This window comes from Sphingobium sp. KKT206, from assembly GCF_055640555.1.
This window is the reverse complement of the sequence record NZ_CM145765.1, coordinates 674,560-690,043: the sequence shown is the minus strand read 5'-3', so window position 1 is coordinate 690,043 and position 15,484 is coordinate 674,560. Positions and strand designations below refer to the sequence as shown.

The 15,484-nt window shown below is 63.0% G+C and carries 15 protein-coding genes; 2 read left to right on the top strand and 13 right to left on the bottom strand.

The window, feature by feature from the left end; all coding sequences use genetic code 11:
- Positions 1 to 124: 124 nt before the first annotated feature.
- From ACZ2HM_RS21235 to ACZ2HM_RS21195, 9 genes are all read right to left on the bottom strand, one after another.
- Positions 125 to 643, bottom strand: a complete 519-nt coding sequence (locus ACZ2HM_RS21235; protein ID WP_470426959.1) for an arsinothricin resistance N-acetyltransferase ArsN1 family B — start codon at positions 641 to 643, stop codon at positions 125 to 127.
- Positions 640 to 1,395 (bottom strand): arsenical resistance protein ArsH, encoded by a 756-nt coding sequence (gene arsH / locus ACZ2HM_RS21230; RefSeq protein ID WP_470426958.1) that lies wholly within the window; start codon positions 1,393 to 1,395, stop codon positions 640 to 642. The genes ACZ2HM_RS21235 and arsH overlap by 4 nt, the downstream gene beginning before the upstream one ends.
- The gene (locus tag ACZ2HM_RS21225; RefSeq protein WP_470426957.1) at positions 1,395 to 1,718 is read right to left on the bottom strand and encodes a YnfA family protein; all 324 of its coding nucleotides are present in this window, start codon (positions 1,716 to 1,718) and stop codon (positions 1,395 to 1,397) included. The genes arsH and ACZ2HM_RS21225 overlap by 1 nt, the downstream gene beginning before the upstream one ends.
- A complete protein-coding gene (locus ACZ2HM_RS21220) occupies positions 1,715 to 3,001 on the bottom strand; it encodes an arsenic transporter (RefSeq protein ID WP_470426956.1) in 1,287 nt (428 codons plus the stop codon). The genes ACZ2HM_RS21225 and ACZ2HM_RS21220 overlap by 4 nt, the downstream gene beginning before the upstream one ends.
- On the bottom strand, positions 3,001 to 3,429 hold the full coding sequence (arsC, locus tag ACZ2HM_RS21215; protein ID WP_470426955.1) for an arsenate reductase (glutaredoxin): 429 nt from the start codon (positions 3,427 to 3,429) through the stop codon (positions 3,001 to 3,003). Before arsC ends, ACZ2HM_RS21220 begins: the two co-directional genes overlap by 1 nt.
- An 11-nt stretch (positions 3,430 to 3,440) precedes the next feature.
- Positions 3,441 to 3,773, bottom strand: a complete 333-nt coding sequence (locus ACZ2HM_RS21210; RefSeq protein WP_470426954.1) for an ArsR/SmtB family transcription factor — start codon at positions 3,771 to 3,773, stop codon at positions 3,441 to 3,443.
- A 156-nt stretch (positions 3,774 to 3,929) separates the two neighbouring features.
- Positions 3,930 to 4,562: a cation efflux transmembrane domain-containing protein gene (locus ACZ2HM_RS21205; protein ID WP_272800741.1), complete on the bottom strand. Its 633-nt coding sequence runs from the start codon at positions 4,560 to 4,562 to the stop codon at positions 3,930 to 3,932.
- A gap of 69 nt (positions 4,563 to 4,631) precedes the next feature.
- Positions 4,632 to 6,572 carry an FTR1 family protein gene (locus tag ACZ2HM_RS21200; RefSeq protein ID WP_470426953.1) on the bottom strand — a complete coding sequence of 647 codons (1,941 nt, stop codon included), beginning with the start codon at positions 6,570 to 6,572 and terminating at the stop codon, positions 4,632 to 4,634.
- Between the two features lie 247 nt (positions 6,573 to 6,819).
- Positions 6,820 to 7,218 carry a MerR family transcriptional regulator gene (locus ACZ2HM_RS21195; protein WP_470426952.1) on the bottom strand — a complete coding sequence of 133 codons (399 nt, stop codon included), beginning with the start codon at positions 7,216 to 7,218 and terminating at the stop codon, positions 6,820 to 6,822.
- A gap of 379 nt (positions 7,219 to 7,597) precedes the next feature.
- Here ACZ2HM_RS21195 and ACZ2HM_RS21190 point away from each other — a divergent pair, with 379 nt between their 5' ends.
- Positions 7,598 to 7,984: a DUF3768 domain-containing protein gene (locus tag ACZ2HM_RS21190; RefSeq protein ID WP_470426951.1), complete on the top strand. Its 387-nt coding sequence runs from the start codon at positions 7,598 to 7,600 to the stop codon at positions 7,982 to 7,984.
- Positions 7,985 to 8,110: 126 nt separating this feature from the next.
- Positions 8,111 to 9,664, top strand: coding sequence for a Fic/DOC family protein (locus tag ACZ2HM_RS21185; RefSeq protein WP_470426950.1), 1,554 nt, complete (start codon positions 8,111 to 8,113; stop codon positions 9,662 to 9,664).
- Between the two features lie 134 nt (positions 9,665 to 9,798).
- Here the strand turns inward: ACZ2HM_RS21185 and ACZ2HM_RS21180 are convergent, their stop codons facing one another.
- From ACZ2HM_RS21180 to ACZ2HM_RS21165, 4 genes are read right to left on the bottom strand one after another with little or no spacing between them, the layout of a single operon-like run.
- On the bottom strand, positions 9,799 to 10,188 hold the full coding sequence (locus ACZ2HM_RS21180; protein WP_470426949.1) for a copper-binding protein: 390 nt from the start codon (positions 10,186 to 10,188) through the stop codon (positions 9,799 to 9,801).
- A gap of 18 nt (positions 10,189 to 10,206) precedes the next feature.
- On the bottom strand, positions 10,207 to 13,344 hold the full coding sequence (locus ACZ2HM_RS21175; RefSeq protein ID WP_470426948.1) for an efflux RND transporter permease subunit: 3,138 nt from the start codon (positions 13,342 to 13,344) through the stop codon (positions 10,207 to 10,209).
- A complete protein-coding gene (locus ACZ2HM_RS21170; RefSeq protein WP_470426947.1) occupies positions 13,341 to 14,828 on the bottom strand; it encodes an efflux RND transporter periplasmic adaptor subunit in 1,488 nt (495 codons plus the stop codon). Before ACZ2HM_RS21170 ends, ACZ2HM_RS21175 begins: the two co-directional genes overlap by 4 nt.
- A complete protein-coding gene (locus tag ACZ2HM_RS21165; RefSeq protein ID WP_470426946.1) occupies positions 14,825 to 15,466 on the bottom strand; it encodes a TolC family protein in 642 nt (213 codons plus the stop codon). Before ACZ2HM_RS21165 ends, ACZ2HM_RS21170 begins: the two co-directional genes overlap by 4 nt.
- Between the last annotated feature and the right edge of the window lie 18 nt (positions 15,467 to 15,484).

Here is a 15,484-nt window from a genome sequence, read left to right as displayed (position 1 = left end):
CAAGATCCGGTGCGGTACGCCCGTCGCCCCGGCGCGCCCGCCATGCCACGGCATGACGGGCGCGCTCGCCGGTCCTGGCGGACCTGCGGCGCCGCGCGACCAAGGCCGCGCGGCGCTGGGGCGACTATGCAATCCAGTCAGGCCCTTTTCGCAAAAGACGCTGCCACCAGCCTACATCGTGCCACTTTCCGAGCTTGCGGCCTACTTCACGGTAGATCCCGAGTGGTGTGAAACCCATTCTCTCGTGCAGAGCAATGCTGCCCTCGTTGGGTAATGCGATGCCAGCGAACGCTGCATGAAAACCGCGTCCGGAAAGGTCAGGTAGCAGCTTGCCATAAAGGGCACGCCCGACCCCCGTCCGCCTTGCCCCTTCGGCAATGTAGACCGTCACATCGACGGACGTGCGGTAGGCCGCGCGAGTGCGATGCTGGCTGGCATAGGCATAGCCTACGACCTCGCCGCCCTGCTCTGCCACCAGGTAGGGATAATCCTGGATGGTGGCCTCGATCCGTGCCGTCATCTCGGTCACGCTGGGCGGCGTTTCCTCAAAGGAAATGGCGGTATGCTCGACCATAGGCGCGTAAATCGCCTGTATGGCGCGGGCGTCGCCTGTTGTGGCAGATCGGATCTGAGTGACGATCAAGGGCGCTGTCCTTGCGCCGCAATAGCGATGCTCGACAGATCCGTAGCCGGATCGACCGGCACGCCCGATGATCGACGCTCGGAGTAGCGATCCACGAGCTGGTCCGCGTGCGGGCGCAACAGGACGGTGAAACGCACCAGTTCCTCCATAACGTCGACGATGCGGTCATAGTAGCTGGACGCTTTCATGCGGCCCGCCTCGTCGAACTCTTTGTATGCCATTGCCACGGACGACTGATTGGGGATGGTGAACATCCGCATCCAGCGGCCGAGGAGGCGAAGCGAGTTGACGGCATTGAACGACTGCGAGCCGCCGGAAACCTGCATGACCGCCAGAGTGCGACCTTGCGTCGGTCGCATCCCTTTCATTTCCAGCGGCAGATGATCGATCTGCGCCTTCATGATGCCGGTGATCTGGCCGTGCCGCTCCGGGCTGCACCACACCTGCCCCTCCGACCACAGCGCCAGGTCGCGCAGTTCGTGGACGGCGGGGTGATCGTCTCCCGCCACCTGGTCGGGCAGCGGCAGGGTCGATGGATCGAAGATGCGCGTTTCCGCGCCGAACAAACGTAGAAGCCGCGCGGCTTCCTCCACGGCGAGACGGGAAAATGATCGCTCGCGCAGACTGCCATAGAGCAGCAGAATGCGCGGCGCGGGATCGAGCGCGCCCAGCCCCAGGGCGGGGCGCTGATGGACATAAGCCGTATCGAGCGCCGGAAGATTGTCGGCGTCGTGGAGATCGCGAAGAGGCATCAGGCGGTCCTTGGTCCTAGCAGGATGACACAGGTGCCAATGAGGCAAAGGGCGGCTCCGCCGACGTCCCAGCGATCTGGACGCACGCCTTCCACAGCCCATAGCCACGCGAGGGACGCACAAATGTAGATGCCGCCATATGCAGCGTAGGCGCGCCCCGCCGCGTCGCTGTCAACGCGGGTCAGAAGCCATGCGAACAGCATCAGCGACGCGACACCCGGCGCTAGCCATAGGGGGGACTTGCCCAGTCGAAGCCATGCCCAAAAAGCAAAGCAGCCGGCGATTTCTGCGATTGCTGCGCCAAGATAAACGAGCGCCGTCATACCATGCTGATCCTGATTGCGAGGGCTGCGAGCGTCACCAGTAACACCGGAACCGTCAGCGTCACGCCGACCTTGAAATAATAGCCCCAACCGATGCGAATGCCCTTTTTCCCGAGGACATGAAGCCACAGCAGCGTGGCAAGCGATCCGATGGGTGTGATTTTTGGGCCAAGATCGCAGCCGATCACGTTGGCGTAGATCATCGCTTCCCTGACCGCTCCTGTGGCGTGGGTGGCGTCGATCGACAGTGCGCCCACCAATACCGTCGGCATGTTGTTCATGACGGATGACAGGACCGCAGCGATCACGCCGGTCCCCATCGCGGCACCCCACACCCCGCCCTGCGCAGTGCGATCGAGCAGCGTAGCAAGATGGTCGGTCAGTCCTGCATTGCGCAGGCCATAGACCACGAGATACATGCCAAGCGAGAAGATGACGACCTGCCAAGGCGCGCCGCGCAGTACCTTGCGGGTCTCTATGACGTGCCCCTTCCCCGCGATTGCGAGCAGCACGATTGCGCCGGCGGCGGCGACCGCGCTGACAGGCACGCCTAGCGGATCGAGCAGGAAGAAACCCACGAGAAGAAGTAGGAGGACGACCCAACCGGCGTGAAAGGTTGCGGCGTCGCGGATCGCCGCGCGCGGCGTGCGCAGCGCGGCAATATCATAGTTTGTCGGTATGTCGCGCCGGAAGAACAGCGTCAGCGCGCCGAGCGTGGCGGCGATCGCGGCCAGATTCACCGGCACCATCACGCTCGCATATTCGCCAAAGCCGAGCTTGAAGAAGTCGGCCGACACGATGTTGACGAGATTAGAGACGACAAGCGGCAGACTGGCGGTATCAGCGATGAAACCTGCGGCCATTACGAATGCCAGCGTCGCCTTGTCGCCATAGCCAAGCGCGCGCAGCATCGCGATGACGATGGGTGTCAGGATCAGGGCCGCGCCATCATTAGCGAACAGGGACGATACCGCTGCGCCGAGCAGCACGACCAGGGCGAACAGGACGCGGCCGTTGCCCTTGCCCCAGCGAGCGACATGAAGCGCCGCCCATTCGAAGAACCCGGCCTCGTCGAGCAGCAGGCTGATGACGATGATCGAGACGAATGCCCCCGTCGCGTTCCAGACAATGTCCCAAACCACGGGTATGTCGGACAGCGACACAACGCCGGCAAGCAGTGCCACGAGCGCCCCGCCCATGGCGCTCCACCCGATGCCGAGGCCCTTGGGTTGCCAGATAACGAGCGCAATCGTGGCGATGAAGATCAGGATTGCTGGCAGCATCAGGCGATACGCTGGCCTGCGCCATCTACGACCTGTTCGCCATCTTCTTTCGCGAATGCGCCAAGCTGGCGTGTCGGCAGCAGGTCAAGCACCGCTTCGGAAGGACGGCACAGTTTTACACCGAGCGGCGATACAACGAGGGGCCGGTTGATAAGGATCGGATGCGCCATCATCGCGTCCATGAGCTGTTCGTCGGACAGTGCCGGGTCGGTAAGGCCCAACTCGTCAAAAGGCGTTCCCTTTTCGCGCAGCAGATCGCGCGGGGTCATGCCGGCGCGGCCGATCAGTTCGACCAGCAAGGCTCGCGTGGGCGGCGTCTTGAGATATTCGATCACATGCGGTTCGATGCCCGCGTTGCGGATCATGGCGAGCGCGTTGCGCGATGTGCCGCATTCGGGATTGTGGTAGATGACGATATCGATGGCCACGGGGCATCCTTTCAGCAGCAAGGTGAGAGTTCAGCGATCAGCGGCGCGCACACTTGCGCGTTGCCGCCGCAGCAATCCTTGAGGAGAAACAGGGTCAGCGCCCGCAGCCCGTCGAGATCGGCGCGGTAGATAATTGATCGGCTATGGCGTTCGGAACGCACCAGGCCTGCCCGGGTGAGAATACCAAGATGCGCCGACATGGTGTTTTGCGGTACATCGAGCTGGCGCGCGATTTCTCCGGCAGCCAGGCCATCGGGTTCGTGCCGCACCAGTAGCCGGAAGGTGTCGAGCCGCGTCCCTTGTGCCAAGGCGCTCAAAGCGGAGATTGCTAACTCATTTTCCATATATCCAGCATAATGGATATATCTTTGAGCGCAATTGCCGTTTAGCAGTAGCATCGTGAGTTAGTTCACGAGTGGTGGCAGCGCCGGTCGGCTCCCCTCCTGCGTCGGGTACGCAAAGCGAGAGCGCCCGCATCGGCGCCCGCGCATTATCGCCCGTTATGGGCGATTGTTCATCTCAGCCATGGCTCCCTGCGTGATTTCCCATGCCGAATGCAGGAATAGCAGCGCAATAATACCAGCGACAGCAAGGTCAGGCCATGCTTGTCCAGTCCAGGCGACCAGCCCTGCCGCAGCGATAACGGCGATATTTGCTAGAGCATCGTTGCGGCTGAACAACCAGATTGCGCGGACATTGGCGTCACCTTCACGAAAACGAGAGAGGACAAGAGCCGCGCTTACATTGATTATCAGCGCCACCACCCCGATCCCGCCCATTAGATCGGCGTCAGGCGCGACAGCGTTCATCGCACGCCAAATGGCAAATCCGATAACACCCAGACCCAGCGCTCCGAGGAAAAGGCCCTGTACGAGGGCAATTCTCGATCGCGCATGAGCAGTCCAGCCCAAGGCGATAAGGCCGAACAGGGAAATGGTCCCGTCGCCGATAAAGTCGAGCGCATCCGCCTTGAGCGCCTGGCTATCAGCAATAAACCCGCCGACGATCTCGACCAGACCGAAACCAAGGTTGAGCAGGATGACGATCCACAGAGCACGGCGATACGCGGGGTCGCGCTCCGCCCGCTTGGTATCGCCGGTACAGCCGCATGAGGGGGTTTGGATTTCACTCATACGTATTTCCTACAATCTACAGTTACTATAGAAGCAAGTAAAAAATTCGGTTTTTACGGAGCACCTGCCTTACGCAGATGGCGCAAGATCGACGGTCTTATCTCGTTTGCGACGATTGAATGAGAAGCCCGTGGCAATTGCCAACACCATGAGAAGCTGGGCTATGATGGATTGCCAAGTGGGAAATATACCTAGCATGGAAAGACGGGGGCCGTTGGCGATCGGCGCTATGCTAATGATGCCGGCCTCTTGCAGTGCCCCCACGCCTTTGCCGGCAAGAACCACTGTCAGCCCCGCCATCAGCCACGAACTGTAAGCGAAGACCTTAGCAATCGGGAGCTGGCGGCTGTAGCGAAGCATGGCCCAGGCGATCACGGCGAGGAACGCGACCGCTGATCCTGCCCCGGCGAGCAGCGCGCTACCATTCCCTTGCGTCCACAGCGCCGCGTAGAACAGGATCGTTTCAAACACCTCACGATAAACCACCACGAAGGCCAGCCCAAACAGGAACCAGGCGGAGCGGCCCGACAGCGCGCGCGCCATCTTTTCTCGGATGTAACGTTGCCATTGATCGGCTTGCGCCTTGCCGTGCATCCATATCCCCACCGAGAGCAGGACCACTGCTGCAAATAGCGAGCCGAACCCCTCCGTCAGCTCTCGGCTCGCGCCGCTGATGCCGATCGCATAGGTGGCCACCACCCAAGTGAGCAGGCCGACCACAAGCGCTCCGACCCAGCCACCATGTACATAGGGTAGCACTTCCGAGCGTTCCGCTTTGCGCAGGAACGCGATCATGGCGACCACGATGAGCAGGGCTTCCAAGCCTTCCCGCAACAGGATCGTAAACGCGCCGAGGAAGGTCGATGCATCGCTGGAGGCGCCAGGGGCCAGCGCGGCCTCGGCATCGTCGAACAGATTGTTGAGGATGAGCGCGCGGTTCGCCAGATCATCGGACCCGGCACCCTGATCGATTGCAGCACGATACTCGCCCATTGCGCCTTCGATACGTGCGAGCAGCGTTGCATCGCGTGCGCCCAGCGTCGGCTCTACCGGTTCGAAGCCGTCCAGGTAGGCGGAAAGCGCCAATTCCTTCGCCGCACGCCGATCTCCCCTTTGGGCGGCATCGAGGCTCGCCGCCAGCTTCTGGCGCACAAGTGAGAGCGACGCAGGAGCCTGTTCGATCACAGCGTCAGGATGGCGGCGGAGATAAGCCATGACGGCGAAAGCCCGCTCCTCGCCGATATGATCGGCGAGCGCGGACGGCGTGAGCGCCACGAGTGTCTGAAGGTCGGGGACCTGTTGGCGGAGCGACGGATCGGTCTTCCACAGCCGCTCCCCTTCCCGCGCCTGATCGTCGGTCAGGGCGAAGCTGCCGGCGCGGAACGCCAGCGCCCAACGGTCCTGACTTGGCAAGTCGGCGAAGCTCTGCATCGCCGTTCCGTCGATGCCTTGGCCTATGACTTGGTATAGCGCAAATACGCTACGCTGGCGGGCGCGCTCGATGTCGGTGAACGCGATCGGCGGCGTCGTGAGCTTGGCCGCGTCGGGGCCATGCCCGTTCCCTGTCGTGCCGTGACAGGCTGCGCAGCTGGAGCCAAACAGTGTCGCCCCCCTGGCAAAGCTGGGCGGCGTCGCCGGGGCAAGCGGCACAGGGTAGGCTTTCAGTAGGTCGGCCGCGAGTCCGCGAGCCAGCGTTGCGACTTCCTGCGGCGTTCCCTTGCGCGCGATCACGCTTTGGAGGCGTGCCGCTCTTTCAATCAGCGCTGCCCGTTCAGGCTTGAGAGGCAGAGCGACGAGCTGCGCCGACACGGAACCTGTGAATTCCTTCATTTCGGCATATTCCGAAGCGCTTGTAATCCGCCCCCCAGCGACCGCGCCACCATAATCGACCGCGACGTAGTCGAGCAGCCGCCATGCGGTTTGCACGCCATTCTGGTCGGCAGTCGGTGCAGCGCGCAATGCAGTAAGCGGCAACACCAAACCTAGTAAAATCGCGACCGCAACGAGCATCAAGCGCCTCGAGACGGCGCGGACCGGACCTGTGGAGGGCGCTGCGATGGAAGGGGTGTGGTGGAGTGACGGCGTTGACATGAACGCCCTCTACAACCTCTAGCTACTGTAGGATCAAGGGATTTGCGATCCGCTCGCATTAATAATGTTGGCGATCGGTGAGGCTTGTGTCCCGGGTCGCTTTGAAGAGGATAGCGATCAAATCCTCAAGCGCGTGGAGGATAGAAGGTTATCGATGTCGCTCGAATCATACTGCAGGTCGAGCGATGGCCTGTATGACTCGGCATTCCGCCATCGTCTTGGCGCAGCAACCCGCCGCGCTCATGGCTGCGAGCTCGTCGCGGAGAGCGCTTAGCTGTCTAAGCCGCTGTTCTACATCGGCCAGATGGCGTGCTGCGATGTTCGCCGCGTCCCCGCAATCGCGCTCTGGCTGATCGGCAAGTGCAAGCAGTGATCGAACCTCGTCGATCGAAAAACCAAGCCGACGAGCATTACGAATGAAGTTCAGCCGATCAGTATCGGATAGCCCATAGGTCCGCCGTCCCGAGGCCGTTCGCACTGGTTGGCCCAGCAGTCCGATTTCCTCATAGAAGCGGATAGTCGTCACTTTGGTGTCAGTCGCACGCGACAGCTCGCCGATTTGCATGTGGTTTCCACGATCTTGAGTGCGACGCGCTATGCTCATTCTACAGCGACTGTAGTTTATACGGAAATGGCGTCGAGCTGGTCAAGGCGGATGCGCGCCAGCGCGCAAGAGCTTCACCCGTTCCGCCAAGCCTTCCGAGGCTCGAGGCGGACAGGGAACACCAAGGGCGCTGCCCTTTCGTTCCCGAACGACAATCTTGTCGCCCGTGTAATCCGCCAAGCGCGGCACCCGACGCCCTGGAAGGCGTCGACCGCGCTAAGGCCGCTCGCCCGCGCCAGCGGCAAATTCTCGCCCTCCCTCCCCATCCCGTTCCTCGCCGGAACGGCAGGGTTTCCCGGCCCACGGCCTTGCAACCCATGCCAGATGAAAGGAACGAGTGATGCAGAACCCTGACCAGATCGATGCTATCCGCCGCTTGAACGATGCCGCGCGTGCTATCCCCGGCGTCACGTCCGTCACCAATATCACGATGGGGTTTCAGGCCCTCTCCGATGCTGACCGTTCCGCCGCATTGGCGTTGATCGCGCGGTTCTCGAAATTCGACGACAACAATGACCCTTATGGTGAGCATGACTTCGGGGCCGTCTTCCGTCTCGCATCGGGTGAGTGGACGCAGGACCGGCCCGATGATGACCAGGTGATTGCAGTGACCGTTTTCTGGAAGATCGACTATTATGAGCCAGATCTGGCTTTCGGCAGCGATACCCCTTGGGACAAGGATCGCACCAAGCGCGTGCTCACGATCATGTTATCGAATGAATACTGAAACTTATCCGATCGGACCGGCAGTCTGGTGACGCTTATATTCTTTTGACCTTGCAACCGGCCAGCCAAGTGATTTGTTGAGAAATCACGATAGACAGAGTAAAGTTAACGGGGAAGGATGATTGGGATGGCGCAGATCGATCTTGAGACATTTCGTGAGCGCGTTCGAGGCATGGACTTCGAGCGCGGCACACCCGAGCAGGTCGCCCTCTGGCGCGAAGATGTTGCCGATGCGCGCGCCAATCTAGTGATCGAGGACATGACGCCTACCGATGGCGACGATGCCCTATTCGCCATAATGCTCGACGAGGGCGTTCCGCCCTCGCTGATGGCATCGATCATTCTCGGCCTTTACAAGCCGGGAATGCATCCCGCCGCATCCCGCCGCAGGCTGACGTTGGGCGACGACCCTTATACCTATCCCGGCACCGATATCCTGCGGAACCGGCTTGGGATCATCGATGATGCCACGCTCAACGAAGCCGAGCGGCGGTTGACGCTGGCGCGCGGCGCACAGGCCGCTCGCCAGACGTTCCCCGCTTCGGCCGATGGCTATCGAACGCTGCACAAGCACTTGTTCCAGGACCTCTATGATTGGGCAGGCGATGATCGCAGCGTCAACATCGCGAAGGGCGGGTCGAGCTTTGCCGCACCCCTTTATATCGCTCGCGAACTCGAAAAGCTTTTCGCAGACATGGCGGCGAAGAATGGCTTTCGCGGCCTCGCGCGCGACGAGTTTTTCGACCGGCTTGGCAACCACATCAATGAACTGAACGCCATTCACCCTTTCCGCGAAGGCAATGGGCGCACCATGCGCCACCATGCCGCCCATATCGCGCGCGAGGCAGGCCACCCCATCCGTATCGCCTCGATCGACAAGACACTCTGGATGGACGCGTCGCGGCATGGCTTCCTGATGGGCGATCATCGCGCGATGGCGTCTGTGCTCGCTGCTGCTGCGGTTCAGCGCGACGCCGCGCCGGAAGCGCGCATCGGCGCGCATGGGATCGCCTTGCTCCCCCAGCGCGCGCCCCCGACAGCGCAGCGTTACCGCATCACCTTGAACAAGGTGCGCGAGGAACTGGAGCTGTATCTTCCGACCGCTCGCCAACAGGCTGGCGAGCGTCTGAGAACGCTGATCGGGCAGGATGCGCCGTCCGAGAAGATTGCCGCCGCGCGCATTGAGCTCGCCTATGTCCGGCACGCCAAAGGACCAGTCTATCAATCTCATCTTCTGACTTATCTCGGAGTGCGGCAGGTCGATGCCGTTATCTCGGCCGAGCAAACGCCGCTAGAGCGCGTGCGGGAGATTGGGGCAGCCTTGGGCGTGCAGATCAATGCCCAGCAGCCGGTACAGCTTCAGCGCGCTGTTCGTGCGGTGGAACGACCGATCCTGCCGCCCGGCCATGCGCCGGGTCAGGAACGTCTTGCCGCCGCGTTCCTGAAGAACTCGCCGGAAAACAATCTGGCCGACACCCGGTTGGCAGCGGCCCAAGGCATTGTCGATGCTGCCATGCAGACCGCGCGTGAGCGCGGAGAAGGTGCACGTATGGTTGCTTCCATCGGGGAATCGACCCGCCAACTAGTTGCCGACCGCATCAGAAGCGGCGGCGCGCTCGAAGCCGACTTTGGCAATTCGCTCTCGCCGGCCTCGCCGCCGACTAAGGATCGGAGCCGCTAAAGTCGGCGGCTTCCACCTTGTCAGGGAGCCGCATCGGGTGGCAACTTGCCGACTTGCCGACTTGCCGACTTGCCGACTTGCCGACTTGCCGACTTGCCGGTGGCGCCGGAGCAGTCCGACGCCATCGAAGCTGGTCAGGGTTGCTTGTGAATGGCGGTCACTTCACCCGCGCTGCCGGTCAGCGTTAGATCAAAATCAACTTTGTCGCCGACCTTGGTCGCATCGATGATTGCAGGCGCTGCTTTAAACGCCATTGTCATCGCCGGCCACTTCGCTTCGGGGATCGGGCCATGGTCGAGCGTGATCGTGCCGGCCGTTTTATCGATGGCCGCGACTGTGCCATTGCCCTTGGCCTTGATCGGCACAGTCGGAGCCATTGCCATGTTGCCCATGTCGCCGTTCATGACGGTAGCTGCAGGTGCCGCCTGGTTAGTCTCAGTCGAAACCGGCGTTTCCGCTTTTTTGCCGCAGGCGGCGGTCAGAGCGGCGAGGCCAAGGGCGATAGTCAGTCGTACAGAATTCATGGGTCTTCTCCTTGCAGGTTAAACAGGTTGGTGGAGGGGCTGTGCCCGCCGCCGGCGGAGCAGCAGATAGGCGGCGGGCAGGACAAACATGGAGAGCAGCGGCGCTGTCAGCATGCCGCCGATCATCGGTGCGGCGATCCGGCTCATCACCTCCGAGCCTGCACCCGATCCAAGCAGTATCGGCAGCAGGCCGGCGAGGATCACCGCGACCGTCATCGCCTTGGGGCGAACGCGAAGCAGTGCGCCCTCGCGCACCGCCGCCTTGACTTGAGCAGTATCGGGATCGGCACCGCGTTCTTCCAGCGCGTTCTTGAGGTAGATCAGCATCACCACGCCGAACTCGGCCGAAACCCCGGCTAGCGCAATGAAGCCGACCCCGGTCGCGACCGATTGGTTGAAGCCAAGCAGATACAGGATCCAGAACCCGCCAGTCAGGGCGAACGGCAAAGTGCCCATGATCAGCGCAGCCTCGTCGAAACGCCCAAAGATCATGTAAAGCAGCACGAAGATGATCAGCAGCGTCGCGGGTACGACCAGCTTGAGCTTGTCGACGGCCCGCTCGAGATATTCGAACTGGCCCGAATAGGTGATGCTGACCCCCGGCGAGAGCTTGACCTGTTTCGCGACCGCGCGCTGCAGGTCGCCGACCACGGAGGCCAGGTCGCGCCCTCGTACATCTACATACACCCAGGTCGAGGGGCGGGCATTCTCGGTCTTGAGCATCGGCGGCCCCTCAGCGATCGAGACCTTCGCCACCGTGCCAAGCGTGATCTGCTGGCCCGCTGGGGTCAGGACCGGAAGCGCGCGCAATCCTTCTAGGCTGTCACGCAGTTCGCGTGGGTAACGAACGCTGATGGGGTAACGCGCCAGTCCCTCGACCGTCTCGCCAATGGTCTCGCCGCCGATCGCGCCCGAGACGATAGCCTGGACGTCGGCGATGTTGAGCCCGAACCGGGCTGCGGCGGCGCGGTCGATATCGACATCGACATAACGCCCGCCGGTCAGCCGCTCAGCGAGTGCGGAAGAAACGCCGGGCATGGTCTTGGCTACCGTTTCAACATCATGGGCGATGCGATCGAGCTGGACGAGATCCGGGCCGGAAACCTTGATCCCAATCGGGCTCTTGATCCCGGTAGCCAGCATGTCGATGCGGTTTCGGATCGGCGGCACCCAAACATTGGCGAGGCCTGGCAACTTCACGGTGCGATCCAATTCCTCGACCAGTTTATCGGGCGTCATGCCCGGCCGCCACTGGTCGCGTGGCTTGAACTGGATCGTGGTCTCGAACATCTCCAGCGGTGCCGGGTCGGTCGCGGTCTCGGCCCGCCCGGCCTTGCCGAACACACTTTCGACCTCGGGCATGGTCTTGATCAGCCGGTCGGTCTGCTGGAGCAATTGCGAGGCCTTCGCCGCCGACAGCCCCGGCAGCGCCGAGGGCATGTAGAGTAGGTCGCCCTCGTCGAGGTTCGGCATGAACTCGCCGCCGAGCCTGGTGAGCGGCCAGACCGTGGTCGCAAACACGAGCGTTGCAATCAGCAATACCGTCTTGGGCTTTCGCATCGTCCAGTCGAGCGCGGGCCGATAAGCGTTCGTCAGCCAGCGATTGACGGGATTGGCCTGCTCGGCCGGGATACGGCCTCGGATCAACCATCCCATCAGGATCGGCACCAAGGTCACCGACAGGATCGCGGCCGACGCCATCGCATAGGTCTTGGTGAAGGCAAGCGGCGCGAACAGCCGCCCCTCCTGCGCTTCCAGCGTGAAGACGGGCACGAAGGAGAGGGTGATGATGAGCAAGCTGAAGAACAGCGCCGGGCCGACCTCGGCAGCGGCATCGGTGACGACCGTCCACCGTGTCGGGCTATCGAGCGCCTGATCCGGATGGTCATGCTCCCAGCGTTCGATCTTCTTATGGGCATTCTCGATCATCACCACGGCCGCATCGACCATCGCCCCGACGGCGATGGCGATGCCGCCCAGGGACATGATGTTGGCGTTCACCCCCTGGAACCGCATCACGACGAATGCCGCCAGGACGCCAATCGGCAGCGTCAGGATCGCGACCAGCGCCGAGCGGACGTGCCAGAGGAACAGCCCACAGACGATGGCGACGACGATGAACTCTTCGACCAGCTTGTGGGTGAGGTTCTCGACCGCGCGATCGATCAACTGCGAGCGGTCATAGACCGGCACCACCTCGACGCCGGGCGGCAGGCTCTTTCTTAGATCGGTGAGCTTGTCTTTGATTGCCGAGATCGTTTCGCGCGCGTTTTTGCCCGAGCGCAGAATCACGACACCGCCCGCGACCTCGCCCTCGCCGTTCAGCTCGGCGATGCCGCGCCGCATCTCCGGGCCGATCTGGATGGTGGCAACGTCACCGAGCGTCACCGGCACGCCGCCGGCGGCGGCTCTGAGCGGGATCGCGCGAAAATCGTCGAGTGTCTTTAGATAACCCGAGGCGCGGACCATATATTCGGCCTCGGCCATCTCGAGCACCGAGCCACCCGCTTCCTGGTTGGCCTTTTGAATAGCATCGACCGCCTGGGCATGAGTGATGCCGTAAGCGGCGAGCTTCACCGGATCGAGCAGCACCTGATATTGCTTGACCATGCCGCCGATGCTCGCGACCTCGGCGACGCCAGGCACGGTTTTCAGCTCGTAACGAAGAAACCAGTCCTGAATCCCGCGAAGCTGCGACAGGTCGTGCCGGCCACTGCGATCGACCAGCGCATACTCGAAGACCCAACCGACGCCGGTGGCGTCGGGACCGAGCGCGCTGCGGGCGCTTGCGGGCAAGCGCCCCTGCACCTGGTTGAGATATTCGAGGACGCGGCTGCGCGCCCAATAAAGGTCGGTGCCGTCCTCGAAGATCACATAAACGAAGCTGTCGCCAAAGAAGGAATAGCCACGCACCGTCTTCGCGCCGGGCACCGACAACATTGTCGTGGTGAGCGGATAGGTGACCTGGTTCTCGACAATCTGCGGGGCCTGACCCGGATAAGGTGTGCGGATCACCACCTGCACGTCGGAGAGATCGGGCAACGCATCGATCGGGGTCGATCGCACCGCCCACAGCCCCGCCCCGACCAGCGCCAGCATGCCGATCAGGACGAGGAAGCGGTTCTTGACCGACCAGCGTATGAGATGGGCGATCACTGGCCTGCCACCTTGGCCATGCGCCGCACGGTCGGTCCGGCAGGTGGCTGGTCGAACCCGAAACGGACACGGTCTCCTGTCTTCAGGCCGCGAGCGAGCCCGGATGTGCCAAGCTGAAAGGTCATCGTCATCGCGGGCCAACCAATCGAAGGCACCGGCTCATGGCTGAGCGTCACTGACGTGGCGGTGATCTGCTCGATCTTGCCCGTCGTCTCATAAAGCGACGTGGAGGAGCGGGCGGCGGGCGCTGCCGATGCGGTCCCGCCGATCGGCCGCGCCTCGACGCCCGACAGGCTCGCTTCCGAATCGATCAGGAACTGGCCTGACGCGATGATCTTCTCGCCTGCGCTCAGGCCCGCCAGAATCTCGGTATCGCCGCCGGCTTCCCGTCCGGTTTGCACCTCGGCCGGCCGATAGCGGCCCTTGTCTAGCGCGAGCATCACCAATGTCCGCTTGCCTGTGCGGATCAGCGCTTCGGATGGCACAAGCAGCGCCGGCTGCGAGGCTCCGCCAAACGAGACGGTCGCGAACATGCCGGGTCGTAGGCGTCCACCGCGATTGGGCAGTTCGATCCGGACGGTCAGCGTCCGGCTGTCGGCCTGGGTCTGCGGCAGAATCGCGGAGACGCGGCCCGACAGAGTCTCGCCGGGGAACGCGGCAAGCGAAGCCTTCACGGTCTGGCCGGGCTTGAGCGGTCCAGCGATCGCCTCGGGTACAGCCGCATTGAGCCAGACGGTGCCAAGGCCGTTGACCTCGGCAAGCGTCTGTCCCGCCGCCATGGTCATGCCGGCACGGACATCCAACGTCTTGATGACCCCGCCGGTCGGCGTCGAGATCGTGACCACATTATGGGGCCGTCCACTCCGCTCGACCGACGCGATGGTGCCGGGCGGCATGCCGAGCAACAGGAGCCGCTGGCGCGCCGCCTTCGTCAGCGGCGCGTTGCCGGTACGGCGAACCGCCAGAAACTCGGCCTGTGCGCCGCCCCATTCGGGGACGAGCAGGTCGGCGAGCGGTGCGCCTGCGGCGACGATGTCGCCGGGCGCCCGGGCATAGACCCGTTGCACGAATCCGCCGGCGCGTGCCTGGACGATCGCGACGTCGCGCTGGTTGAAATCGATCGTGCCGGTGGCGGTCAGGCTATTGGCGAGTTCCCCGCGCCGGACGACGACCGTGCGCAGGCCCAGCGTCTGCGAGGTCGCTGGATCGATCCGCACGCCGAGTGCGTCGCTCCCGCTCCCATCGGCATATTTGGGGACGAGCTGCATATCCATGAATGGTGACTTGCCAGGCGCGCTGAAATGCTGCGACGGCACCATGGGATCGTAATAATAGAGCGGCTTGCGGCCTTCACCGGCGGACTGCATCGCGGGAGCCTCGCCGCCACCAAGACGGGCGATGCCATAGCCTGCTCCGCCGGCAACCAGCGCGAGCGCTGCTGCGGCCAGTCCCAGTCGGACGCGCGGTGAAATTTCGAGGCTCATCGTGCGTCGCTCCGATAGGTGATGGTCAATCGGACGCCATCGGCGGCGACCAGGGCTTCGCGGTCGAGGGTATTGAGGCTCGCATCGGCAAGCGCGGCATAGGCGTCGGCGATATCGACCAGACTGGCGCGCCCCGCGCCGTAGCTGGCGGTGTCCAGTTTCACCCGCTGCTCGGCGAGCGGCAGTAGCGTGCCCTGCGCCCGCATCCATTGTTCGTGGTGCATGAGATGATCGGCAATATCGGCCTCGAGATCAGCAGCAAGCTCACGCCGCGCAGCCTCGCGTTCAGCCATCACTCGTCCGGCATTTGCCTGGGCTGCTGCGATCCCGGCATTCTGGCGACTGCGCGTGAAGAACGGCAGGCTGACCGTCACACCGGCCGAGACATAGTCGCCGAACCGGGGATCGCGGCGCTGGTAGGCCAGGTTGACACCAAAATCGGAACGCCGGCCGGCATCGGCTACGCGCACATCGGCATCCGCCTGCCCGGCCTGGGCATCGATCATCTGGATGGTGGGGTGGCGGTCGAGTCCTGCGCGCAGACCCGCTGCGTCGACCGCAAAATCGGGGATCGGTCCGGCGATCTCCGGCGCGGGGTCTCCGGTCCAGCGCGTCAGTGTCGCGCGTGCCCGCGCCACGTTTGAAACCAGTTGGCG

Bases quoted from the DNA above. Each gene is read 5' to 3' on its own strand.
- arsH (WP_470426958.1), bottom strand. From the start codon at position 1,395: ATGCCTCTTCGCGATCTCCACGACGCCGACAATCTTCCGGCGCTCGAT.
- ACZ2HM_RS21225 (WP_470426957.1), bottom strand. From the start codon at position 1,718: ATGACGGCGCTCGTTTATCTTGGCGCAGCAATCGCAGAAATCGCCGGC.
- ACZ2HM_RS21220 (WP_470426956.1), bottom strand. From the start codon at position 3,001: ATGCTGCCAGCAATCCTGATCTTCATCGCCACGATTGCGCTCGTTATC.
- ACZ2HM_RS21210 (WP_470426954.1), bottom strand. From the start codon at position 3,773: ATGGAAAATGAGTTAGCAATCTCCGCTTTGAGCGCCTTGGCACAAGGG.
- ACZ2HM_RS21205 (WP_272800741.1), bottom strand. From the start codon at position 4,562: ATGAGTGAAATCCAAACCCCCTCATGCGGCTGTACCGGCGATACCAAG.
- ACZ2HM_RS21200 (WP_470426953.1), bottom strand. From the start codon at position 6,572: ATGCTCGTTGCGGTCGCGATTTTACTAGGTTTGGTGTTGCCGCTTACT.
- ACZ2HM_RS21195 (WP_470426952.1), bottom strand. From the start codon at position 7,218: ATGCAAATCGGCGAGCTGTCGCGTGCGACTGACACCAAAGTGACGACT.
- ACZ2HM_RS21190 (WP_470426951.1), top strand. From the start codon at position 7,598: ATGCAGAACCCTGACCAGATCGATGCTATCCGCCGCTTGAACGATGCC.
- ACZ2HM_RS21185 (WP_470426950.1), top strand. From the start codon at position 8,111: ATGGCGCAGATCGATCTTGAGACATTTCGTGAGCGCGTTCGAGGCATG.
- ACZ2HM_RS21180 (WP_470426949.1), bottom strand. From the start codon at position 10,188: ATGAATTCTGTACGACTGACTATCGCCCTTGGCCTCGCCGCTCTGACC.
- ACZ2HM_RS21170 (WP_470426947.1), bottom strand. From the start codon at position 14,828: ATGAGCCTCGAAATTTCACCGCGCGTCCGACTGGGACTGGCCGCAGCA.